This is a genomic window from Paraliomyxa miuraensis (assembly GCF_026337845.1).
GTDB classification, from domain to species: Bacteria; Myxococcota_A; Polyangia; order Nannocystales; family Nannocystaceae; genus Paraliomyxa; species Paraliomyxa miuraensis.
In genome coordinates this window covers 65,740-88,155 of the sequence record NZ_JAOVZF010000153.1, presented here as the reverse complement: position 1 = coordinate 88,155, position 22,416 = coordinate 65,740, and the positions used below count along the sequence as shown (strand labels likewise).

18 protein-coding genes are annotated in these 22,416 nt (G+C 71.2%); 9 read left to right on the top strand and 9 right to left on the bottom strand.

Annotation, left to right across the window (positions count from 1 at the left end; all coding sequences use genetic code 11):
* Positions 1-656: 656 nt before the first annotated feature.
* Together OEB96_RS21035 and OEB96_RS21030 are read left to right on the top strand one after the other, a co-directional pair.
* The gene (locus OEB96_RS21035; protein WP_266218191.1) at positions 657-1,433 is read left to right on the top strand and encodes a hypothetical protein; all 777 of its coding nucleotides are present in this window, start codon (positions 657-659) and stop codon (positions 1,431-1,433) included.
* A gap of 167 nt (positions 1,434-1,600) precedes the next feature.
* The gene (locus tag OEB96_RS21030) at positions 1,601-2,245 is read left to right on the top strand and encodes a DUF3102 domain-containing protein (RefSeq protein WP_266218189.1); all 645 of its coding nucleotides are present in this window, start codon (positions 1,601-1,603) and stop codon (positions 2,243-2,245) included.
* A 24-nt stretch (positions 2,246-2,269) separates the two neighbouring features.
* Here the strand turns inward: OEB96_RS21030 and OEB96_RS21025 are convergent, their stop codons facing one another.
* The gene (locus OEB96_RS21025) at positions 2,270-3,442 is read right to left on the bottom strand and encodes a hypothetical protein (protein ID WP_266218188.1); all 1,173 of its coding nucleotides are present in this window, start codon (positions 3,440-3,442) and stop codon (positions 2,270-2,272) included.
* Positions 3,435-4,136 carry an RNA polymerase sigma factor gene (locus OEB96_RS21020; RefSeq protein WP_266218186.1) on the bottom strand — a complete coding sequence of 234 codons (702 nt, stop codon included), beginning with the start codon at positions 4,134-4,136 and terminating at the stop codon, positions 3,435-3,437. Before OEB96_RS21020 ends, OEB96_RS21025 begins: the two co-directional genes overlap by 8 nt.
* A 246-nt stretch (positions 4,137-4,382) precedes the next feature.
* Here OEB96_RS21020 and OEB96_RS21015 point away from each other — a divergent pair, with 246 nt between their 5' ends.
* Positions 4,383-4,598, top strand: coding sequence for a hypothetical protein (locus OEB96_RS21015; protein ID WP_266218184.1), 216 nt, complete (start codon positions 4,383-4,385; stop codon positions 4,596-4,598).
* Positions 4,599-4,631: 33 nt separating this feature from the next.
* Here the strand turns inward: OEB96_RS21015 and OEB96_RS21010 are convergent, their stop codons facing one another.
* Positions 4,632-5,423 carry a hypothetical protein gene (locus OEB96_RS21010; RefSeq protein ID WP_266218183.1) on the bottom strand — a complete coding sequence of 264 codons (792 nt, stop codon included), beginning with the start codon at positions 5,421-5,423 and terminating at the stop codon, positions 4,632-4,634.
* A 523-nt stretch (positions 5,424-5,946) separates the two neighbouring features.
* Here OEB96_RS21010 and OEB96_RS21005 point away from each other — a divergent pair.
* Positions 5,947-6,882 (top strand): SRPBCC family protein, encoded by a 936-nt coding sequence (locus OEB96_RS21005; RefSeq protein ID WP_266218182.1) that lies wholly within the window; start codon positions 5,947-5,949, stop codon positions 6,880-6,882.
* On the top strand, positions 6,879-8,054 hold the full coding sequence (locus OEB96_RS21000) for a zinc-dependent alcohol dehydrogenase (protein WP_266218181.1): 1,176 nt from the start codon (positions 6,879-6,881) through the stop codon (positions 8,052-8,054). The genes OEB96_RS21005 and OEB96_RS21000 overlap by 4 nt, the downstream gene beginning before the upstream one ends.
* Positions 8,055-8,118: 64 nt before the next feature.
* On the opposite strand, the gene OEB96_RS20995 is transcribed toward OEB96_RS21000, so the two are convergent.
* A complete protein-coding gene (locus OEB96_RS20995; RefSeq protein ID WP_266218179.1) occupies positions 8,119-9,408 on the bottom strand; it encodes an endonuclease/exonuclease/phosphatase family protein in 1,290 nt (429 codons plus the stop codon).
* 8 nt (positions 9,409-9,416) lie between these two features.
* Positions 9,417-10,262: an SDR family NAD(P)-dependent oxidoreductase gene (locus OEB96_RS20990; protein WP_266218177.1), complete on the bottom strand. Its 846-nt coding sequence runs from the start codon at positions 10,260-10,262 to the stop codon at positions 9,417-9,419.
* Between the two features lie 178 nt (positions 10,263-10,440).
* Between OEB96_RS20990 and OEB96_RS20985 the strand changes: the two genes are divergently transcribed.
* Positions 10,441-14,139, top strand: coding sequence for a serine/threonine-protein kinase (locus OEB96_RS20985; RefSeq protein WP_266218176.1), 3,699 nt, complete (start codon positions 10,441-10,443; stop codon positions 14,137-14,139).
* Between the two features lie 22 nt (positions 14,140-14,161).
* On the opposite strand, the gene OEB96_RS20980 is transcribed toward OEB96_RS20985, so the two are convergent.
* The 3 genes from OEB96_RS20980 to OEB96_RS20970 form a co-directional block, all read right to left on the bottom strand.
* Complete coding sequence (locus OEB96_RS20980; RefSeq protein ID WP_266218174.1) at positions 14,162-15,454, bottom strand: hypothetical protein; 1,293 nt, start codon at positions 15,452-15,454, stop codon at positions 14,162-14,164.
* A 125-nt stretch (positions 15,455-15,579) separates the two neighbouring features.
* Positions 15,580-17,001, bottom strand: a complete 1,422-nt coding sequence (locus OEB96_RS20975; protein ID WP_266218173.1) for an NAD-binding protein — start codon at positions 16,999-17,001, stop codon at positions 15,580-15,582.
* A 73-nt stretch (positions 17,002-17,074) separates the two neighbouring features.
* Entirely contained in the window at positions 17,075-18,217 is a 1,143-nt protein-coding gene (locus tag OEB96_RS20970; protein ID WP_266218171.1) for a beta propeller repeat protein, read from the bottom strand.
* A gap of 54 nt (positions 18,218-18,271) precedes the next feature.
* Here OEB96_RS20970 and OEB96_RS20965 point away from each other — a divergent pair, with 54 nt between their 5' ends.
* The 3 genes from OEB96_RS20965 to OEB96_RS20955 all read left to right on the top strand — a co-directional run bounded on the left by OEB96_RS20965 (position 18,272) and on the right by OEB96_RS20955 (position 21,026).
* The gene (locus tag OEB96_RS20965; RefSeq protein ID WP_266218169.1) at positions 18,272-18,847 is read left to right on the top strand and encodes a hypothetical protein; all 576 of its coding nucleotides are present in this window, start codon (positions 18,272-18,274) and stop codon (positions 18,845-18,847) included.
* A gap of 74 nt (positions 18,848-18,921) precedes the next feature.
* The gene (locus tag OEB96_RS20960) at positions 18,922-19,920 is read left to right on the top strand and encodes a hypothetical protein (RefSeq protein ID WP_266218168.1); all 999 of its coding nucleotides are present in this window, start codon (positions 18,922-18,924) and stop codon (positions 19,918-19,920) included.
* A gap of 263 nt (positions 19,921-20,183) precedes the next feature.
* Positions 20,184-21,026 carry a M57 family metalloprotease gene (locus tag OEB96_RS20955; RefSeq protein ID WP_266218166.1) on the top strand — a complete coding sequence of 281 codons (843 nt, stop codon included), beginning with the start codon at positions 20,184-20,186 and terminating at the stop codon, positions 21,024-21,026.
* A 63-nt stretch (positions 21,027-21,089) separates the two neighbouring features.
* Here OEB96_RS20955 and wecB read toward each other — a convergent pair whose 3' ends face one another.
* A complete protein-coding gene (gene wecB / locus OEB96_RS20950) occupies positions 21,090-22,193 on the bottom strand; it encodes a non-hydrolyzing UDP-N-acetylglucosamine 2-epimerase (RefSeq protein ID WP_266218164.1) in 1,104 nt (367 codons plus the stop codon).
* Positions 22,194-22,416 lie beyond the last annotated feature (223 nt).

The window sequence follows — 22,416 nt, the reverse complement described above, 5'->3', positions numbered from 1 at the left end:
GTCGTGCGGACCGTGGCACCGGTCCCGCCGTTCCCGTCCGTCGCCGACCGTGGCCATCGAGCCGTGCGTGTGCGTGGGGCTCGACATTCCCGGTGTCCTTCCAGCGCGCACCGTGTGGTTGCACGACCCGTCCCGACGATCAACCTCCCCGCTCACTCGTGGTCCGAGGTACGACCACCGCGCATGGATCTTTCGGGTCACGACCCCCCGCCCCGACGTGCAGGCACCAACCCATTCCCCACCGCACCGCACCTTCGACGCCCGTTCCACCGGCCCATGACCGGGGTCGCCCTTCCCATGACCACCTCCACCCGCCCATGACCGGGGGTCGCCCTTCCCATGACCACCGCCACCCGCCCATGACCGGGGGTCGCCTCGCCCATGACCACCTCCACTCGCCCATGACCGGGGGTCGCCCTTCCCATGACCGGGGGTCGCCCTTCCCATGACCACCTTCACCCGCCCATGACCGGATGGACGGCCCGCCCCCTGGTCATGGGCCCGAGTGGTTCACATTGGAACTCATTCACCGGCGATTTTCTCCTCGCCGATCTCATCGATTGCCGAACACTACCCAACGACCAAGAGACACGAGCGTAGGCTCGCCAACAAACCACACCCAACCGACCCCGTAGGTCGAACGAGGACCGCCCCCAATGTCCGAGCTCGAGACCCTGCTTCCCATCCTTCATGCCCTCTCCTCCTCCAGCATCACCGAGCCCAATGCACCGATGGCAGTGGCGCTGCAGGAGGCCAACGACCTCCACACCGTCGTGCAGACCGCCGACACCTGGGAGCGCCTGCTGAAGGTCGGCGTGGATCCCAAGCTGCTCGATACGCTGCCGATCGCGGTGACGGCGGCCCGCCAGGCGCAGTCGCGGTGGGTGGTCGTTCGCGATCGCAGCAAGGAGCAGGCGCAGCGCGAGCGCGAGCAGGCGGCCATGGAGCTTCGCGCGGACGTCGTGGCCGCGTGCCGCTGGAACCTGCGCGACGATCCCAAGGCGCTGGCCGTGGTGGATGCGGTCATGCAAGGCGAAGGGATCGTCGATCTGATCCAGGATCTACAGGACCTCGCCGCGCTCGTGGCCGAGCACGAAGCGGGCTTCGACGCCGACGACACTTTCGATGCCTCGGCCCAGGCCGAGGCGGCTCGCAGCACCGCCGAGGAGCTCTCCGCGGGCCTGAGCGAGTCACGGACCCCCGGTGATCACGAGGCGGCCAAGGACCTACGCGACCGCGCCTACTCGCACCTGGCCACGCTGGTCGCCAACGTACGCGAGGCCGGCCGCTACGCATTCCGCAAGGACCCGCGCCGCGCGGCGGCGTTCGGCAGCGCCTACGTGCGCCGGATCAAGGCCCGCTCGCGTCGCCGCACGGCCGAGCGCACCGAGCCCGAGGTCGCGGCCGAGCCCGCGGCCTCGGCCGGGCTCTGATCACCACCGCCCGCGAGAGCTGCGGGCGAACCCACGAAGGGCGGGTCCGAGCGCGTACCGAGCGGACCCGCCTTTGCCATGGCTCGAGAGCCCCAAACGCCCTGCGCCTCTTGCGCCAAATCGGCAAACGTTTGCCGATTTCACCCCACCCCGTTCCGGACCCAACGATGGCAACCACCCTGGCCCGACGCACCGACGAGCTTCTCGAGTGGACGCGCAACCGCGACGTGCAGCGGCTTACCAAGGAGATCCTGGCACTCCAGCGCGAGGCCGGCGGTCAGGTCGTGGAGGCCATGGTGCAGATGGGCCAGAGGATGCGCCAGATCCAATCCACGCTCGGGCACGGGCAGTGGCTGTCGTGGATCCAGACCGCGGTGCCATTCTCCCCGCGCACGATCACCAACGCCATGCGCCTGTCGGAGTGGGCGCAGGCCGAGCCCCGCGAGCTCGCCCGTCTGCGTCACCTCGGCCCCGCCAAGCTCTACCTGCTGGCCCCGCTGGCCCCCGAGCGCCGCCGCCGGATCACCGGCCGCGTGCCGGTCGTGATCCCCGGCCACGAGAAGCCAAAGACGATCGAGGTGATGACGGTGATCGACCTGACCAAGGTCATCGGCAGCCTCGCCGCCCGCCCTTCCCCACCCAAGCCGATCGGCAAGCTCGTGCAGGGCCTGCGCCACCGCATCGCCGGCGTCGACGCAATCGCCGACGAACTCGTCCGCCGCAAGGACGAGGTCGACGAGGCGCAGGCGACCGAGCTCCTCGATGCGCTACAGACCGTGCTCGACGAGCTGCACGCGGCGTTCGACGCCTGAGCCGGTCCGAGCCCCTCCGAGCCCCTAGTCCCGCGACTGTACCGCTTGCTCCTCGGCCTCGTCGGCGTTGGCGCGGGCCGCCTCGATCGCGGCCAGCTCGGCGTCGATGAAGCTCCCGACCCCGGGGTACGATGCCCTGGCCTGCTCGAACAGCTTCATGGCCGTGGTCGAGTTGCCGGCCGCGGCCGCGCACAGGCCCAGCCCCGCCAGGGCCCGCCCTCGGATCTGCGCGTCGTCGGACTGCCGCAGCTTGTCGTAGCGCATCTTGGCCAGGCCACAGTTGCCGCTGCGACGATCGGCGTCGGCACGCTTCAGCTCGCTCGCCGGATCGGGCGCGTCCTTCTTCGCGTCGGTCTTGGCTTCCTGCTGCGACCCGCCGCTCCCGGCGTTGCCGTAGGGCACGCTCCCCGGCAGCCCACCGCCCTTGCCTCCGGCGGTGGCCGGAGCCTTGGTCGCGGGCTTGGGCATCGCGCCCCCCGAAGCGGCGCTCGTCGCCTTGCGCTTGGCCCTCTTCGGGCTCGCGGCCTCGTCGTCGGCCGCGGCCAGCTCGGACTCGGGCTCGGACTCGGGCTCGGGCTCGGCCGGCTGTTCCTCTTCCAAGGGCACGGCCGCAGCCGCGGGATCGGGCGCACGCTCGCCGACCTCGACCCCCTGCCCTCGCCTCGTGCCCTCGCCCCGTGCCTCGGCCTCGAGGCGATCGAGCTCGGACAACGCCAGCCGCCCATCGGCCAGCTCATCCGCCGTTCGGGCCTCGTCCTTGGCGGTCGCGCCGGGCTCGGCCCGCGCGACCGCGGAGTTCGCCGCTGCGGGCTCGTCGGCGCCCTTGGGCACGAGCACCAGCAGCAAGAGCGCGGCGCTCCCGGCAAAGGCGAGCGTGGGCACCCACACCGACAGCCGCCAGCGCGACCAGAACGAGCCCTTCTCGGTCGACGCGGGGCCCCCACCGACCGCGGCCACGCTCGCGGCCTGCCGGGCCTCCGCCATCACGCCATCGAGCAGCCCCGCGGGCACCTCCTGCAGCGGCAGCGCCTCGCGCGAAAGCTGCAGGAGCTCGCGATACTCCGTGAGCCGCTGGATCACCGGATCACCCGGGTCGCGCTCGAGCTCCTCGAGCATCGAGTCGAGCTCGAGATCCTCGAGCGCATCCTCGAGCCGGTCGAGCTCGGCCGGCGACAGGGCCGAGAGCTGGCTAGACATGAGCCTCCTCCTTGCCCCGCGACCCGGCCGCCGGAGTGCTCGCCTGGGCCCGGGCCGGTGCAGTGCTCGCCGGCGCGTCGCCGTGGAGATCGTGCAGGTGCTCGCGCAGCTTCTCGAGCGCGTAGCGCATGCGGCTCTTGACCGTGTTCTCGGGCACGCCCAGGGTCTCGCCGATCTCGCGGAACGAGAGGCCGCTGACCTGACGCAGCAGGAACACCTCGCGCTGCTCGTCGGGCAAGGCGTCGATGGCCGCGGTCATCCGCTTGCGCAGGGTCGGCGCCTCGGCGGCCTCGTCGGTGGGCACGTCGGGCGAGGGCAGCCTCGACAGCAGGTTGCCGCCCTCCTCGCCGTCACGCCCGGGTCGCTTGGCATCGAGCGACTTGTGATCGCGGAAGCGAGCGCGGCGGCTCTCGTCCACGCACAGGTTGCGAGCAATGGCATAGATCCAGGTGGTGAACTTGGCGGTGCGCTCGTAGCGGTCCTTGGCCCGCACGACCCGCAAGAACACCTCCTGCAGCAGCTCCTCGGCGCGCGAGCGGTCGCGCACGCTGCGAAGGATGAAGTTGTAGATGCCCCGCTGGTGCCGCGAGATCAGCTGCTCGAAGGCGCGGGCATCGCCCCCGCGAAACGCCAGCATCAGGTCGGCATCGGACGGGCCGGGCGCGTCGCCCGGAGTCTGGAGGGAGGAGGCCATGAGGCGGCGGCGGCCCCCAGTGTGCGATGCCCCGCACCCCGGGGGCAACCGCCCGCACCCGCGCCGCCACGTGGCCCACGACGGCGCTCGGACGCGACCGGCGGGTCGATGGAGCGGAGCGCGAGACGCTGATACGAGCGCTTCCATGGTCGGTCGGGGTCGGTCGAGCGAAGCTCCCCATCGAACGCAGGACCGAGAACCCCGGTCTGCCCTGGTGTGGAAAGGCACGTGGCATGCTCGGACCCCGTGGCCAGCCAAGCCGTGCGACGTGTCTTCGAACTCCGACCGCGTGGCGACGATCGCTCGCGGGTGGTCGCATCGCTGGAGCTGCAGTGCGGATGCCCGCTGACCGTGGAGGTCGCCGAGGATCGCGTGGTGGAGCGACCCGATGGCGAGCGCTTCGTGGTGGGCAAGTTCCCCTGCCCGGCCGGTCACCCCGTGCGCGCGCCCTCGAACGGATGATCCCACCACCGTGGCCCCATGGACCGCCGGCCCTCAGAACCAGGCCGACAGTCCGAGCGTGGCCGCGACGTTGACCACATGCCCGAGCTGGTCGTGGTCGGGTCGATCGCCGCTTCGAGTGGGCTCCACCTGGAGCGCTCGCCCGAACGGCGCAACGTAGTGGAGCGCCAGTCCGGCGTCCACCGAGACGCGATCGAGGAAGAACATGTAGACCCCTCCTTGACCTCCCACGATGGGGTAGATGGTGTCGACGCGGAGGCGGACCTCCTGACCCGCCAGCTCGGTGTGGGAGGTCACCGAGCTTCCGCCGAAGCCCAAGCGCAACCCCGCGTAGGGGCGAATGCGGCGCCATGGGCCGAACATGTAGTCGAAGTAGGGCACGAAGCGTCCGGTCACGGCGGCGTCGCTCCACGGGTCGCCCAGGAATCCGTCGACGGCGAATGCCACCCGGCCACCAACGATCGCGTGGCCATCGAGGATCACCGCACCCACGCCGATCGAGACGAGGGAACGATCGCGCGTGAAGGGGCTGGTCCCCGCGTCGGAGAGCGAGAGTCGACCGATCCCGAACCCGATCGTGTGGGTCGGGTAGCCGATGTCCGCGGCCCCGGGCTCCGATGCGAAGTACGTGTAGCCGAGCAGGTCGGTGTCGATGCTGACGCGGAGACGCGGCCTCACGGCTTCGTCGTCTCGTCGTTCGTCGGAGACCCCGAGTGAGACCTCCGCCATGGAATCGGGCGGGGATGAGGGCGGACTCGTGGCGTTGGCAAGCGTAGGTGGCGTCAGCACGAGGATCGGAGTCGCGAAGAAGAGGGGGAGCTGCATGCGAACGTCATAGCCAGCCCGAACCCCCTGTCACTTGGCGACGGACTCCCGCGCGCTCATGGCGAGCCGCCATCGGCGTCGGCCTCGGCCTGCTGCTCCTCGAGGAACTCGAGCACCTGCTGCTCCTCGGGGCCATGGCACGGCGGCTGCTCGTCATGGCTTGGTCACCCCCGATGAGTTCAAGGCGCGTGCCATCGCGCCAGACGGGCGCCAGGCCGAAGCGTCGCGAGCCCCCCGGTCGCGAGCCCCGGTCGATGGATCCACCACGGGCGCCGACGCACGCCGTGACACCCGGGCTCACCACACCTTCGGCTCGGCTTGCCGTGTTCCTGCCCCCACCACGAGCCCGTGATGGCGTGCTTCCTGCACGGGACCCGCACCCATGAATCGCACGAGTGCTCCCCACGACGGGAACGAACGAGGATTCGCGAGCCGACACGCTCGAGCGAGTCGACGGCAACGCGGACTGGTCCGCTCCGACACGCTCGGCTGGCTGGGCGTGGGCCTCGGGCTCGCCGAGGTCGTGGCCCCTTCCAAGCTGGCCCACCTGGTGGGCATGCGGGCCGACCAGACCACTCGACGAGCGCTGCGGCTCCACGGGCTCCGAGAGCTCGTCACCGGCGTGGGCGTGCTGGTGGCGGCGCGACGCGGCCGCTGGCTGTGGATGCGCGTGGGCGGCGATCTGCTCGACCTCGGGATCCTCGCCATCACGGCCACGTCGCGGCGACCCACGCGACGTCCACGAACGCTGCTCACGGCCCTGGCGGCGGTGACGGTGCTCGACGTGCTGGCGGCCAGCCGGGCCGCTCGTGGCGAGGAGCGCTCACACTCCACCGTGCGGGCGCTCCCCACCCAGCCACGCACGGTCAAGGCGGCCGTCACCATTGGACGGCCGATCGAAGAGGTCTACGCGTTCTGGCGCAAGCTCGACAACCTCTCCGCCGTGATGGTCCATGTCGAGTCGATCGTGGAACTCGACGAGCGTCGCTCGCACTGGACGGTGCGCGGCCCGGCCGGCACCACGCTCGAGTGGGACGCCGAGATCACCGAGGATCGGCCCAACGAGATGATCGCCTGGCGCTCGACGCCCGAGGCCGACGTCCGCAGCTGCGGCGTCGTTCACTTCGTGCCCGCCCCCGGCGGTCGGGGCACCGAGATCCACGCGCAGATCACCTACGATGCACCGGGCGGTCGCGTGGGCGCCATGCTGGCGACGCTGTTCGGACGTGAGCCAGGGCAGCAAGCGCGCGGCGATCTTCGACGCCTCAAGCAGGTGCTCGAGACCGGCGAGATCCTCCACTCCGACGCCAGCATCCACCCGCGACCCCATCCGGCCCGACCTCCCACGAAGCGCGACCTCGTCCGCTACGGCATCGCACCACGGGCGCTGGAGCCCCCCGAGCCACCAATCCCATCCGAGATCTCGTCCTTCGTGATCTTCGAGGAGATCGTCCAATGAAAGCGACATGCTGGTACGGCAAGCACGACGTTCGCGTCGAGAACGTGCCCGACCCCAAGATCCTCAACGCGCGCGACGCCATCGTGCGGGTGACGTCCACCGCGATCTGTGGCTCGGACCTGCACCTCTATAACGGACTGGTGCCGGGGATGGAGCGAGGCGACGTCCTCGGCCACGAATTCATGGGCGAGGTGGTGGAGGTGGGACCGAGCGTGCGCAACCTCGAGATCGGCGACCGCGTGGTCGTGCCCTTCCCGATCGCCTGCGGGATGTGTGGCGCTTGTCAGGCCGAGCGGTTCTCGCTGTGCGAGAACACCAACCCCAACGCGGAGCTGGCCGAGAAGCTGTGGGGCCACTCACCGGCCGGGATCTTCGGCTACTCACACCTGGTGGGAGGGTTTGCGGGAGGACAGGCCGAGCTCGTGCGCGTGCCGTTCGCCGACGTCGGTCCCATCAAGATCACCGGTGACCTGCGCGACGAGCAGGTGCTGTTCCTCTCGGACGTGCTGCCCACGGGCTACATGGCGGCGGAGATGTGCGGGATCCGACCCGGCCACGTCGTCGCGGTGTGGGGGGCGGGACCAGTGGGCCAGATGGCCATGGCGAGCGCGCGCATGCTCAGAGCCGAGCGGGTCATCGCGATCGATCGCTTCGGGGAGCGCCTGCGAATGGCCCGCAGGCATGCGGGCGCCACCGACACGATCGACTACGAGGAGCACGACGTGCTCGAGAGCCTCGCCGAGCTCACCGGAGGTCGCGGACCCGACGCGTGCATCGACGCGGTGGGCATGGAGGCGCACGGACACGGGCTGCTCCACGCCCACGACCGCGTCAAGCAGGCGCTGCGGCTCGAGACCGATCGGCCGACCGCGCTGCGTCAGGCGATCCAGGCCTGCGCCAACGGAGGCACCGTGGTGATCGCCGGCGTGTATGGCGGCGTCGTGGACAAGATGCCCTTCGGCTCGCTGATGAACCGCAGCCTCACGGTGCGGACCGGGCAGTGCCACGTACAGCACTACATGCGACCGCTGCTCGCGTGCATCGAGCGCGGCGAGATCGACCCCAGCTTCATCGTCACGCACCGCTTGAGCCTCGAGGACGCCGCGCGCGGCTACGAGCTGTTCCTGCACAAGCAGGACGGGTGCACGAAGGTCGTGCTCGAGGCATCCTGACCGAGGGCACGGAGCCGAGCGGCGGCGCGCGCCCACGGGCGGCGGGCCCGGTTGATCGCTTTGCCTACCGCGGGTCGTGGAAGGCAGGAGGGGCCCATGCGAGCTCGACCCCGATCGGATCGTGATCGGACACGTGCTCGCCGCGAAAGCGCGGGCGCGTCACCGTCCACGCGCGGCGTGGGACCACCCCGCGCCCCGCGAGCCAGTCCATGCGCATGGGCACGGCGCCGTTCCACGGCTCGACGCGCCGCTGCAACCACGAGAACAGCGGCCGGGGCAGCATCCGCTGCGCCTTGTCGAGGTACTCGGGATCGTTGAGGTCGAAGCGAATGGTGTCGGTGTCGCGATCGACGAAGCCCTCGGTGGTCAGGCCCGATTGCGCGAGCACGTCGAACACGGGCCGCTCGAGCTGCTGGTCGGGGATCATGTAGTGGGCGATCGTCCCGGCAAAGCCATAGCGCAGCATCTTGCGACCCAGGCTCATGCACAGGCGCGGCAGGCTCCCCAGGTCGTAGGTGTTGGTGTTGAAGTCGCCGCCGAGCAGCACGTGCCGGCCATCGAGCTCGCGCAGCGATTCCATCACCCTTCGCATCTGCCGGGCGCGGTGCGCCGGCGAGGAGAACGGATCGAGGTGCACCACGGCCACGGTGAGCACGCCACCGGGCGCGTCGAGCTCCACCAGCACCGCCCGCTTGGCGCCCAGGCGCCGCTCGAGCGCGTGGAGCTTGTCGCCGTACTCGGGCAGGCCCACGCCCAGCACCCGTCGCACGGGAAAGCGGGTGAGCAAGGCCGAGCCATGGAGCGCCAGGGTGTTGGGCACGCCGTGATCCTGCTCGGCGTGATCGCCGGGCGACAGCACGAGGTGGCTGTTGACGAACACGTGGCCCATGCCCAGGTGCTGGCCGAGCATGGCCGCCACGTCGCGATTGCCCGAGCGCCCCATGCCGTGATCGACCTCGGTCAGCAGCATGACGTCGAGATCCTGCAGACCGGGATGCTCCTGCAGCACCCCGCACAGCGCTTGCCAGCGCTTGCCTCGCTCCACGTTCCAGGCGGCGGCGCGCAGCCGACCGGGCCGGGCGGTGGCGGTGGCGGTGGCCTGCCGCAGATCCCACTGGAACCCGTGCAAGAGCGCCTGCACCTGGGCCCGGTGGAGTCGATAGCCCTCGTCGCGCTCGATCGCCGCCCGGCTCGGCAGGCTCGACCAGCGCCGAAGCTCCTCGCCCAGCGCGTGGTCGATGCGACGCACGAGCGCCTTGGGACGCACGGGAGCCTCGCGCGCGCACTCCTCGGCCCAGCGTCGCCGACGGGCCCGCGCCCGCTCGCGTCCGGTCAGCTCGACGATGCTGCCCATGGCGAGGGCTAGGCCTCCCCTGCTGGTTCGTGGGGGGACGCCTCCGCCGCGCGCATGGCCCTGGCCATGCGCACGGTGACCCGACGCCACAGCCAGCGCGGCGTGATGGCGTGCAGCCGCAGGAGGTTGCGGATCACGAAGCCGGGCACCACCATGGCCCGCCCCCGCTCGAAGCCCTCGAGGGCCTCGGTGGCGCATTGCTCGGCCGAGATCGCGGCAAAGCGTGGCGGTCGCAGGCCGGTGGTGTTCTCGGAGACCTCGTGGAACTCGGTGAGGACGGGGCCCGGGCAGACCTGGGTGACCACCACCCCGCGGTGACCCACCTCGGCGCGCAGGGCCTCGGAAAAACCGCTGACGTAGTGCTTGGTCCCCACGTACACCGCGACCCCCGGAAAGGCGCTGAGCCCGAAGCCGCTGCTGATGTTGAGCACGCCCCCGCGACCGCGCTCGACCATGCCCGGCACCACGCGGTGCGCGAGGTGGGTGAGGGCCACGACGTTCAGACCGAGCATGCGCTCGAGCTTGTCCCAGCGACCGCGCTCGAACAGGCTCTGGTCACCGAAGCCCGCGTTGTTGACCAGCACGTCGATGGGGCCGCCCTGCTCCACCGCGTCGAGCATGCGGGTGCGAGCCCCTGGATCGCCGAGATCGCATGCATGGACCTCGACCTTGAGTGCGACCGATCGTCCGGTGCGCTCGCGTCGCAGCACGCTCGCGAGCGCCTGCAGACGCTCCTCGCGGCGTGCGACCAGGACGAGCCGACGCGCCCTCGAGGCCAGCTGGCGCGCCAGCGCCTCACCGATTCCGGCCGACGCGCCCGTGACCAGCACGGTACCGTCCAGTGGGGGGTGCATTGGCCGATCCATGACTCCGTCGGCGATGCCGTGCAAGACCTCTGGCTCACGGGAGGGGACGGTCGGACCACCGAAATAGTGAGCGCTCCCACGCTTCGGGCACGACGACCCGGCTCGGGTCTCCCTCGGGGGCCCGTCCCCCCACGCCCGAGCGGTTGGCCTATGATGGACCCTCAGGGTGAGCGACCGAGACCTACCACGGCGCCTCGCCGATCGCTTCGTCGTGCAGGCCCTGCTGGGCGAGGGAGCGATGGGTCAGGTGTTCCGCGTCGTCGACGAGCGAGACGAGCGCACGCTGGCGCTCAAGCTGCTCAAGCCCGAGCGCACCGAGCCCGGACAGCTCCAGCGCTTCAAGCGTGAGTTCAGGGCGGCGGCCCGCCTCCATCATCCGCACTGCATCCGCAGCCACGAGTTCATCGAGCACGGCGGGCTCGCCATGCTCACGATGGAGCACGTCGAGGGGGGCCCGCTGGCGATCCACCGCTGGGAGCACGCCCGCGACGTGGTGCGGCTGGCCCTGCAGCTGTTGGCGGGGCTCGACCACCTCCACGCCAAGCGCCTGATCCATCGCGACCTCAAGCCCAGCAACATCTTGATCGAGCCCACGTCCACGGTGCCCCATCCCCGCCTGGCCGACTTCGGGATCGCCGACGTGATGGAGCTGTCGCACGAGGACACCGCGGTGGGCCTGGTCCAGGGCTCGCTGCGCTACCTCGCGCCCGAGACGCTCGAGAACGGGGTGGCCGATCCTCGCTCGGACCTCTACTCGCTGGGCCTCATCCTCTACTCGCTCCTGGCCGGGCAGCATCCCTATGGCGGCTCCCACCGGTCGCTGCGCGAGTGGCTGTCGATCCACCGGCGGGGGAGGATGCGACCGCTGACCCAGCTGCGGCACGACATCCCGGCGGCGCTGGCCGAGCTGATCCATGGCCTGTGCCAGCGACGTCCCGAGGAGCGCTTCGGCGACGCGGCCACCGCTCACGACGAATTCCTGCGGCTCTGGCAGGAGCTGCCGCAGGCCACCGAGCCTCCGTCCTATCCCGAGCTGCTGCGCCAGCCCTACCTGGCCGCCCCGGCCTTCGTGGGCCGCGAGGACGAGCAGCTCGCCCTCTGTGGCGCGTGGGAGCAGGGACGCGAGGGTCGAGGCCCTCGCGTGGTGGAGCTGGTGGGCGACGCGGGCCAGGGCAAGTCCCGACTGCTGCGCGAATTCCTGGTGGAGGTGCTCGACGGAGACGGCATGGTGTTTCCCAGCACCTGTCGACCCGAGGTCCACGCGCCCTACGAGCCGCTGAGCCAGCTGCTCGAGACGCTCGGCGAGCTCGAGCTCGACGGCAACACCACGCCGGTGCAGATGAACCCGGCGATGGTCGGGCGCCTGGCCGGCCCCGATGATCCAACGGCCGACATCGCGGTCGGCGGGGATTCCTCGGCGGCCAGCTCGGTGGTGGCCGAGCTGCGACCATCGCTCGACGAGCCCGAGGACGCCGTGTCGGCGCACCTGCAGGCGCATGCGCGCTGGGCCGCCCGCATGCGCCTTCTTTGCCGGCGTCGACCGGTGCTGGTGATCCTCGAGGACGCGCAGTGGGCCGACCCGCCGACGCTGCAGCTGCTGGGCACGATGGTGCGGACCCTGATGCTGGCCCGACAGCGCGACGAGCCGGTGCGCGTGATGCTGGTGGTGAGCCATCGCGGCTCGACGGAGGTGCCCGATCTCGACACGCTGCGGGAGACGGCGCAGTCCTACGCGGTGCTCACCTCGCTTCCGCTGTCGCCGCTGACGAGCGACAGCGCGGCCTCGATCCTGGCCTCGATGCTCCGGCTCGCCCCGCACGACGTGCCCCCGTCGTTCTCGGAGCCGCTGCTGGCCCAGGCCGAGGGCAACCCGCTCTACCTCGTGCAGATGCTCTACAGCCTGCTGGGCCGTCGCCAGCTGCGCCGAGCCCCCGACGGGCGCTGGGACCTGACGAGCGCGGAGCTGTCGGCGGCCCGGCTGCCCGGGAGCGTGACCAAGGCGATCGGCGAGCAAGCCGCTCGCCTGTCCACCGAGCCCAAGCAGATCATGGTGGCCGCCGCGGTGCTGGGCCGTCACTTCGATGCCGAGCCCCTGCCGTCGATGATCGGCCGGCACGAGCTGGTGGTGCTCGATGGCCTCGACGAGCTGATCCGCGAGGGCTTCGTCGAGGACTACGAGCGAGGCTATCGCTTCGTTCACGACCGGGTCCGAGACGCGATCCTCGAGGCCGCACCCGCCGCGGAGCTGCGGCACCTCCACGCGCGCGCGGCCGAGCACATGGTGGAGCGCGACGGAGAGCGACCCGCCGCGTGGCCGACCATCGCCTACCACTTCGAACACGCGCAGCGCTATGAGAGCGCGTTCGAGCACGTGCTGCGCGCGGCCCGGCACGCGTCGGAGGAGCACGCCTACGGCACGGCGCTCGAGCACTACGACGCCGCTCGACGCATCGCCACCCAGGGCAAGCTGCCGCTGGCCGACGAGCTGTGGGAGTGGGAGGGCGATGCCCTGTCGGCGCTCGGCCACTACGAGCATGCGGTGGAGGCCTACGCCGAGCGCCTGTCGAGCCTGGGCAATCCCACCGAGCGCGCGGGCCTGCTGTCCAAGGTGGGGCTGGTCGAGTACAAGCTCGGCAACTATCAACGGGCGATCGCGGTGCTCGAGGAGGTGCTCACCGAGCTCGGCCTTCGGCGGCCTCGCCTGCCCTTGCCCACCCGGGTGTGGTTGGTGCTGTCCGCCATCGCCAGCCTGCTGCCGCTCCCGCGCTGGCGCGGCTCGGCGTCGGCCGCCGAGATCGCGCTGCGATCGCGCACGCTGCTGTCCGAGTGCTCCTACATGAGCAACAATCCGGTGGATACCGCCTGGCACAGCATCGCGTCGGCGAACCTGGCCCGGCGTCTGCCGCCCAATCCCGAGTCGATCCGCGCGCTCGCCCTCGATGGACTCGGCATGCTCATGTACGGCCAGCGCCACCTGGGCATGCGACAGCTGCAGCGCGCCAGGGTCATGTGCGACGAGATCGGTGCTCCGGAGAGCGTGCGCTGCCGCGTGCACGTGACCCGCGGCCTCGCCCTGCTGCTGCAAGGCCAGACCGCGCCCGCGCTCGAGCAGCTCGAGGACGCATGGCGGCGCCATGGCGCCGGGGCCAGCGCCGAGGCGCGGGTGTACGTGCTCACCACCCTCACCCATGCCCTGCTGCTCTCGGGCAGCGACCGCCAGCGCTGTGAGCACTACGTACGGCGGATGCAGGCCCTGGCCGAGGAGCTCCGGGATCAGCGAACCCTGGGCTTTGCGTACTACTGTCGCGGCTACCTGATGACCAGCGACGGAGACTTCGAGACCGCCGTGGATGCGCTGCACCGGGCGCAGGACCTGGCCCACGAGATGGGGGACCAGCGCAACGGCCTGGCGGCCTCGGATCTGCTGGTCATCGCCCTCGCCCTCGTCGGCGAGCTCGACCAGGCGCTCGAGCTCGGCCGCGCCGCAGCCGAGCGTGCGCTGGCGACCCCTGGCGTGCGCAGCTTCATGAGCCACGACGCGGGCCTGGTGCTCGCCGCCGCCGAGGCGCACCGGTGCGAGCACCCCGTGCCCCCGTCGACCGACGCCCTGGTGCGCAGGGTCTTGCGAAGGCGGCGCAAGGAAGCGCTGGCGCTGCCCACCGCGGCCACGCTGTTCCTGGTGGCCGAGGCCGCATGGCGCAAGCAGCTCGGACGACCGTACGAGCTGGCCGCCCCCCTGGTGCTCGCCGAGCATCACGGCCTGCTCGGGGAGTGCCGACTGGGCCGAGCCATCGCGGCGCGGTTCGAGGCGAGCCTCGTCGAGGCCTCGGACGCGGAGAACTCCGCGCCGCGCCTGCTGTTGTGACTCGATACGGACCGGAGGACCGTCAGCCGCCCGCGGAGCCCGATGCGCTTCCCGAGGCCGACGCGCTCACGCTGGCCTGGACCTGCACCGAGACGTCGACGTTGGCCTTGAGGCTGGCGGCGGCATCGAAGGCGGCCTTGAACGGCACGCCCACGCAGGCGCTCAGCCGCGCGGCGATCTCGGGGGCGCCCTTGAACGCCTTGACGGTGGCCTGCACGCCCTCGACCACGGCCTTGACGTTGGCCGCGGCATGCAGCGCCTGGTCCTTCATGCCCACCGAGATCTCGAGCACGGCGGGCAGGTTGCGCTCGATGGCGGCGCGGTAGGTGGCCGCGAGCTGGGCGTCGGCGCTGCCCTCGACGATGAGCGCCACCTTGGCCGGCTCGCACTTCACCTCGGCCTGCACGTGGGCGTCGCACGCCGCGTTGCACTCGGCGCTCGCCTTGGGGGGCTGCATCTCTCCCTCGCACGAGGGCGCCTTCATCTCCGCCGAGCACTCGCCGGTGCACGTGCCGTTGCACTGACCGGCGGCCTTCATCTGGCACGAGCCGTCGCACTGGCCTCCGCAGCTGCCCTCGGCGAGGGCCGAGCACGAGCCCTCGCACTTGCCCGCGCACGAGGCCCCGTTGACCTTCTTGCCGTCGCACGTGCCGACGCACTGGCCCCCGCAGCTGCCCGAGAACTTGGCGCTGCACGAGCCCTGGCACGTGCCGTCGCACTTGGCCGCGGCCGCGAGGTCGCAGCGACCGCTGCACTGCGCCTCGCAGGTGCCCGAGAGCTTGCCCTTCTCGCACTCCACCTGCACCGAGCCGGGCTCGACCGAGGCGTCGCACTCGGCCACGCACTGCGCCATCGCATCCATCGAGGCCCGACAGCGCGGTGGCTCCATCGACAGCGCGATCTTGGCCGAGCCGCCGAGCTTGGCCTTGACCTCGGCCATCGCATCCATCGCGGCCTTGCAGGCGGTCGGCCCGTCCGCGAACTCACCGCCCTTGCCGAGGTCTCGGGCCAGGTTGCCGCACGCGGTCACGAGCTTGGCGTCCACGCTGGCCGCAAAGCCCTGCAGCTCGACCGCGGCCTGGGTCCCGGCCTTGACCGTCCCCGCCATCGCCGCGTCGATGCCGAACTCCTTGGCGAAGTCGATCTTCATGATCGCGGACACGCTGGAGACGTCGGGGCAGCTGGCCGCCGCCTGCACGATCGACCCGGGGTTGGTGGTGATGCCGGAGGTGTCGCACGACGCGATGGCCGCGGCCGGGCCGAAGACGGCGATTCCGAGCACGAGACGAGAGAGGAGCTTGGGGGACGTGGACATTGGCGGCAGACCGTACACCAATGCGCCGCCGGTGGCGCCCCCATGCCCGCGCCGGTTCCCGGGGAGGCCCGCGCGCGCGGACGAAACAGCGTCTCGCGGCCAGGTTGTGTCCCGTCAGGGTCCCGTCAGCGCCCCTCGAACCACTCGGTGGGCATGCTCTGCGTCACCAGCTCGGCCACGCTGAAGGTGTGGATCCCCGCCTCGCGGGACACCTCCTCGGCGAACGTCCACCGCGCCTCGCTGCGAGCCATCACGAACCCCCGCGGGTACTTCTGGGCCAGCCACATCGCCGTGCGCAGGTTGGTGCGGTCGACCCCGGAGCCCAGCAGGAACACGGGCTCCTTGCGTGCGAGGGAGACTTCTTCGGCCAGGGTCTTCCACAGGCTCGGGTCGCGCAGGTCGCCCGAGACGATGTCGCGGCGATACTCCCCGGTGAAGCCGACCTCCTCCTCGAACACCAGCGCACGTCGCTCGGCGTCGGAATCGATGATCACCACGTGGTCGAAGCTGCCGGCGGCGCCGCGCTGCAGCTCCTCGAGCACCGTCTCGCCGAAGCGGCCGAAGCCGGCCAGGATCACCAGGTCGCGCGGGGTCGTGCGGCGAAAGTGATCGAGCACGCTGGTCTGGACCAGGTGCGAGGCGGCGATCTGGTGGCCATTGAAGATCTGACAGCGCCGCGCGAGCCGGGTGCCCGCCATCGAGTGCAGGAACCGCAGGTCGGACACGTGCACCACCACGTCGGGGCCCATGTGCGGGGCCTCGGCCAGGATCTGGGTGGCGGCGTCGAGGTTGGTGAAGTCGTCGTCGGTCAGCAGCAGCACCCGTCGCGCGCGCTCGATGCCCAGCCGCCGCAAGATGCCCGGGCTGGCCACGTCGCCCATGATCACGCGCGCGCCGTAGAGATCGCGCAGCTCCGAGGTGCCGGGCGAGCCCGGCGGCACCACCACGACCACCGCGGCCCGGGCATCGGCCTTGCGCAGCCGCTGCAGGTAGAGCGTGGTCAGCTGCCCCGCCCCCGCCACCACCACGTGGTCGCGCAGCCGCGCGAGCCGACGCTCGGGCGACAGCACCCGCAAGAGCGCGTCGATCACCGCCGACGCCGCGATCGCAGGGGCCAGGAAGTAGGCGATCCACAGCATGCCCCGCCCCCACATGGGGCCGCCCGTCGGGGTCCCGAGGTCGGTCCCTCCGAACAGGAACAGCGACAGCGAGTAGTAGAGGATGGTCAGCAGGTCCGCGTCGGCGATCTCGCCGCGCTCGGTGACCTCCACGCCCGAGTAGAACCCGACCACGCCGAGCATGAACGCGAGCACGGGCAGCCCGAAGCGCCACGACAGCGAGCCGATCCGGAACCGCTTGGGGCGCTCGACCGGGACGACCGGCGCGACCACGGTGGCCGTACGCGGCGCGCGACGGGGCTCGAACACCGCCGACTGCTCGAAGCTCGCCGCCCCCCAAAAGCCCGACGCGCCGCCCTCCAACGAGACGCTCTGGTGGGCAAGGGGCGAGATGCCCGAGGCGCCGGGATCGTGGCGATGCGAAGACACGAGGTCCACCGAGGGTCGCACGTATCCACGGCTCCCGGCTACGGTGTTCGTCCCCGCGCGCGGGGGTGCGACCTCAGGGCGCGCGGTGCAGAATCACACCCACGTGCGGCGGCGCCATGTCCAGGCTCCCGCCCACGGCCCAGCGCGCGACTGCAGGGAAGCCAAAGACCCCGTGGAGCGCGAGCGGCGTGCCGCTGTCCTCCAGCTCCACCGTCATCGCGCCCGTGGCCACGACACCGGCGCCCCCCTGGGGACCGACCACCGTGGCCGTGCCGTCGGGAGCCATCCACACCCCGTTGAGTCCGGCCAGCGCGGGGACCTCCACGGCCGTCCACTGCGCGCCATCGAAGCGACTCAGCACGCCCGTGGTGCGCCCGCCCACGGCGAGGACCTCGTCGGGACCCGTCCCCCACACGGAGATGAGGTCGAACTCGGTGCCCGACGGCAGCTCGGTCCAGCCCTCGAGCTCGCCTCCGTAGTGCATGAGCAGGCCCTCGTCGCCCACGGCCCACACGTCGTCGGCGGCCGTCCCCCAGATCTTGTAGAGCGCGTGGCTCTCCATCGAGGGCTCGGGCAGCTCGACCAGGGTCCACGTGATGCCGTCGAAGTGACAGGCGACCGGGTCGCGGTGAAAGCCGTCCCCGCCCACGGCCCACACGTCGTCCGCGGCGGCGCCCCACACCCCCCAAAGCGGCAGGATCGTCCCGCAGCCGTGCTGCGTCCACTCGCCCTCGTCACCGTCGCGCACGAGGATGACGCCGAAGTCGCCGACGAGGACTCGCCGCGAGCCCACGCCGAACACCCAGTTGAGCGCGGGGATCCCCGCCGGCAGCGGCTGCGGGCTCCAGCGCGCGCCGTCGAAGCGGTAGAGCGCGCCCTCGCTCAGGCCACCGCCCGTGGGCTGCCCCGCGACCGCATACACCAGGCTCGGCTCGGGGCCCCACACGCTGAAGAACGCGCCCACCGCTTGATCCACGTCGAGGCTCGGCCCCCATGCCGGCGGGGGCTCGCCCGTGCCCGTGTCGGCCGCGGTGTCGACGGTGTCGGCCGTGCCCGCGGTCGCCTCGGCCGTGCCCGCGGTCGCCTCGGCCGTGCCAGCATCACCGGTCGCGACGCCCGTGGTGTCCTGCGCCGCCGGCCCGTCGTCGCCGACGCAGGCCGATCCGAGCCCGCCCACGAGCACGCCCGCCCACCCGATGCCGCGGGTCGCTCGCACGCGCGATCGTGGGCATGCCGTGCTCGTGATCCGCACCGCCGGTATCATACGCCCATGCGCCCCGTCCTTGCGTCTTGCGTGATCCTCCCGCTCGCGGTCACCGCTGCGTGCAGCGACGACGGCCCGTCCCATCCGAGCGCCGGGCAGGCCACGGCCTCGACCAGCGCCGGCTCCGAGGGCTCCGGGGCCGAGCCCACCACGGGCTCGGCCACCACCCATGCGAGCGCCACCACGAGCACGACCACCGCGAGCACCACCGGCGAGCCCCCGGCCGACTCCAGCACGGGGGGCTCGAGCGCGACGACCGGCAAGAGCACGAGCACCTCGAGCGACACCGGCGAGGGCACCACCGAGACCGGACCCAACGCCGCGTGCGCGGCCGGCTGCGCGGTGGAGTTCATGTGCGGCGACGAGTGGGCGATGGAGGAGGACTGCGTGGCGTGGTGCGAGGCCAACCTCGTCGAGGCCGACCGGTTCTCTCCATACTGCCGCGACGCCTGGGAGGGCGTATCCGCGTGCCTGGCCACCCTGACCTGCGAGGAGTTCGCCCAGTGGCAGAGCCCCGCGATGTTCCCGTACCCGTGCTCCGACGCCGACGTGGTGCTCGAGATCGAGTGCGAGGGGCAGTGATGCGACCTGCGAGGTCGCGCGTGGGCATCGCAAGACGGCCGCCGATCTCGTAGGATCTCGCCACAATGACGCCGATGAAGCCCGTCATCCCGACCACGACCGTGCTGGTGCTCGCCGCGTCGCTCGGCTGTGCGAGCGGGAGTGACCGAGAGAGCACGACCGCCGCCTCGGTGGGCGACGCCAGCTCGACCGCGACCAGCTCGGACCAGACCGATCCCACGGCGACCAGCAACATCATGCCGACCACGGTGGCCACGGGCGCGGTCGACTCGGGCGACACGGGCGGCTCCGACGTCGATCCCGACTCGACGGGCTCGACCACCGGACCCCCGCCCGCGAGCTGCGACGACGACCCGGCGGCCTGTACCGCGTGGATCCTGACCCCGGGGAGCGCCCAGTGGGTCGCCACGGCGCTCGACGCCGGCTCGACGCTCGCCCCCACCGGGCCCGTCCGCGCCGCCTTCGACGTGGAGTCCGAGCTCGAGGGCTTCGTGATCACCGACACCCGGGTCCACGTGGTCGACCTCGCGTCTCGACTGTGGGTGCGCAGCGACAACCGCAGCGACGTGCTCCCGGAGCTCGGCGACGACGAGATCAAGATCGCATACTCGGTGCCGGCCTACTGGGGCGAGATGTTCGGGGGACGGCCTGGACTGGAGTCGATCACCTTCTTGTCGGCCACCACCGTCTACGCCTACGTCTACGAGATCGACACCCAGTCGTTCACCTTCGACTTCTCGACCACCGACTTCGGCGCGGCCTGGAGCGCCCCCGCTGCGCCCACGCGACCCGCGATGCAAGCGGCCTGGCTCGACGTGACCAACGACGAGGGCTGGGCGCAGGGCGACATCATGCGCCTGTGTGGCGTGGCCGGAGCGGTCGTCCCCCACGTGGCCGTGCTCGGCGAGGGCGACGTGCACGTGTCCGATGCCGGATACTGCTTCGAGTTCTTCGACCCCGTGCCCTACGCATCGTTCGAGCCGTTCGGGCGCCCCGGCGCCCCGCCCGACGACCTGCCGGGCGCCGCGCTCTACAACGAGACGATGGGGCTGTGGCTCTTCCGCGGGCCGTAGTCCCTCGGCCAGGATCGGAGCGGCGGATTCCGAATCGGACGAGACCGATCTCCGTGAACCGGATGCCCCACATCCGCTCCCGAGCAGCCACCCCATGCACGCGTGCCGCTCGGATTGCCCAATGTGCTGCGCAGCTCATGGAATGAATTGCTTGAACCAGCGAGCGCCGATCTGCATCATCCGGCCCCGAAGTGGGGGGATCGAACATGATGAAGAACCAGGTGGCCCGATCGTGTCTCGTTGCATCTTGTCTTGCGATCTCGATGCTCGCGATCGGCTGTGCCGACAGTGAGGACGAGTACGACGACATCGAGTCGCGAACCGCCGAGATCGTGGACAATTTGCTGGCCGCAGGCTTCTCGGACGACGACATCGAGATCCGCGAGTCCGAGATCATCGAGGACCTCGAGCTGGTGGAGGGCGAGCCGCAGGTGTTCGTGGACGGCGACACGCACGTGACCCTGGAGGCCTCGCGAGAGCTGGCCGCGGGCGGCGAGGGCGATGGATTCCGCCTGTGGCGAACGCCCGGCACCGTCAACAACAACACGACGATCTGCCTGGCCAAGGCGACCTCGGCGGCGGCGGGCTTTGCCTCGTACGTGCTCACCGCGAACATGCAAGCAGGGGTGGATCAGGCCAAGGACAACTATGCCGCCCTGACCGCCGCGGGCTCGTTCGGTCTGACCTTCAAGACCGGCAATGCGTCGATCAGCGCCACGGGCTCGCTGTCGCACGCCATCCCCGGCTGTACCAGCACGATCTGGATCTACCAGGTGAGCGGCGGAGCCGGCGGCTCGGCGGGCTTCCCCTCGGGAGGCGCTCCGTACAACCAGGTGAAGCTCAACTCGGGCCTCACCGGCTTGACCCTCGATGCACACGAGCACGTGGCGACCCACGAGATCGGCCACGCGATCGGCCTGCGCCACTCCGACTGGAAGACGCGCTCGAGCTGCGGACAGAACACCAACGAGGGCCAGAGCGGCGCCGTGCTGATCCCGGGCACCGTGGACCAGACCACCAACTCGCTCATGGCGTCGTGCTTCGCGGCGAACACCAACGGCGAGTTCAAGGGACAGGACGCGCAGGCGCTCAACACGCTGTACTGATCGCGGATCGCGGATCGCAGCATCGGGTCGGCGCGTCGGCCGTGGGGGTCGGCGCGTCGGTCCTCAGGCCAGCGCGTCGGCGAGCACGCTCACGATCCGCTCGGCGGCATGGCCGTCCCCAAAGGGGTTCTTGGCCCGCGCCATCTGCCCGTACCACGCCTCGTCGCTCAGCAGGCGCGAGGCCTCGTCGAAGATCCGATCCGCGTTGGTGCCCACCAGCATCGCGCAGCCGGCTTCGCAGGCCTCGGGCCGCTCGGTGGTCTCGCGCAGCACCAGCACCGGCTTGCCGAGCGCGGGCGCTTCTTCCTGCACGCCCCCCGAGTCGCTGAGGATGAGGTGGGCCTGGCTCATCGCCAGCACGAACGCCTCGTAGCCCAGCGGCTCCTCGAGCGCGATCCGTGGGTGCCCCTGCAGCCGCTCGAACACGGTGGCGCGCACGCGCGGGGACAGGTGCACGGGAAAGCGCACCCGCACGTCCTCGAAGCGCTCGCACAGGCGCACCAGCGCGCGGCAGATCTCCGCCATCGGCTCGCCGTGGTTCTCGCGGCGGTGCGCGGTCACCAGGATCCGGCGCTCCGGTCCCGTGGCCGCGGCCCGCTCCCCGGCGCGCTCCAGCGTGATCCGCAGGGCATCGATCGCGGTGTTGCCCGTCACCCAGATCCGCGCGTCGGGCACTCCCTCGCGCCGAAGGTTGGCCTCGGCGCCCTCGGTGGGCGCAAAGTGGAAGTCGGTGACCTGGGCGGTCAGGCGGCGGTTGACCTCCTCCGGAAACGGCTGGAAGCGATCGTGCGTGCGCAGCCCGGCCTCGACGTGGGCCACGGGCACGCGGTGATGGAAGGCCGCGAGCGCGCCGCAGAACGTGGTGGTGGTGTCCCCTTGCACCACCACCGCCGTCGGCCGGAGCGCCGCGATCGTGCGGTCGAGCCCTTCGAGCGCCGCGGTGGTGACCTGCGTCAGGCTCTGGTCGTGGCGCATGATGTCGAGATCGACCGCGATCGGCAGCCCGAACGCCTCCACCATTTGATCCAGCATCTGGCGGTGCTGGCTGGTCCGCACCACGACCACGCGCATCCGACCGTCGCGCTGCGCCGCGAGGGCCACCGGCGCGAGCTTGATCGCCTCTGGCCGGGTGCCCATCACGATCATGAGCGTCTTGTCGGAGGTCATGGCAGCGACCGGGCAAGCCTATCGTACCGCCCCGCCGACCGGCGTACGGTGAGGCGCGCCATCCCCGCGACCAGACTTCGGGGGGTCGTCGAGGCTCGTCGGGGGAATAGCGCCCCCGGAGCCTGCCGTTGGGGCAGCCTCAGATCGGCCCCCTCCCTGCGCGCGTTGTCCCTGCCCGCGAACGAAACGCCCCCGGTGTGGTCCTCCCCCCTGACGGGGCCGC

Excerpts from the sequence above, each read along its gene's own strand:
- OEB96_RS21035 (WP_266218191.1), top strand. The coding sequence starts at position 657 with ATGTCCGAGCTCGAGACCCTGCTTCCCATCCTTCATGCCCTCTCCTCC.
- OEB96_RS21030 (WP_266218189.1), top strand. The coding sequence starts at position 1,601 with ATGGCAACCACCCTGGCCCGACGCACCGACGAGCTTCTCGAGTGGACG.
- OEB96_RS21025 (WP_266218188.1), bottom strand. The coding sequence starts at position 3,442 with ATGTCTAGCCAGCTCTCGGCCCTGTCGCCGGCCGAGCTCGACCGGCTC.
- OEB96_RS21020 (WP_266218186.1), bottom strand. The coding sequence starts at position 4,136 with ATGGCCTCCTCCCTCCAGACTCCGGGCGACGCGCCCGGCCCGTCCGAT.
- OEB96_RS21010 (WP_266218183.1), bottom strand. The coding sequence starts at position 5,423 with ATGCAGCTCCCCCTCTTCTTCGCGACTCCGATCCTCGTGCTGACGCCA.
- OEB96_RS21000 (WP_266218181.1), top strand. The coding sequence starts at position 6,879 with ATGAAAGCGACATGCTGGTACGGCAAGCACGACGTTCGCGTCGAGAAC.
- OEB96_RS20995 (WP_266218179.1), bottom strand. The coding sequence starts at position 9,408 with ATGGGCAGCATCGTCGAGCTGACCGGACGCGAGCGGGCGCGGGCCCGT.
- OEB96_RS20990 (WP_266218177.1), bottom strand. The coding sequence starts at position 10,262 with ATGCACCCCCCACTGGACGGTACCGTGCTGGTCACGGGCGCGTCGGCC.
- OEB96_RS20980 (WP_266218174.1), bottom strand. The coding sequence starts at position 15,454 with ATGTCCACGTCCCCCAAGCTCCTCTCTCGTCTCGTGCTCGGAATCGCC.
- OEB96_RS20965 (WP_266218169.1), top strand. The coding sequence starts at position 18,272 with ATGCGCCCCGTCCTTGCGTCTTGCGTGATCCTCCCGCTCGCGGTCACC.
- OEB96_RS20960 (WP_266218168.1), top strand. The coding sequence starts at position 18,922 with ATGAAGCCCGTCATCCCGACCACGACCGTGCTGGTGCTCGCCGCGTCG.
- OEB96_RS20955 (WP_266218166.1), top strand. The coding sequence starts at position 20,184 with ATGCTCGCGATCGGCTGTGCCGACAGTGAGGACGAGTACGACGACATC.
- wecB (WP_266218164.1), bottom strand. The coding sequence starts at position 22,193 with ATGACCTCCGACAAGACGCTCATGATCGTGATGGGCACCCGGCCAGAG.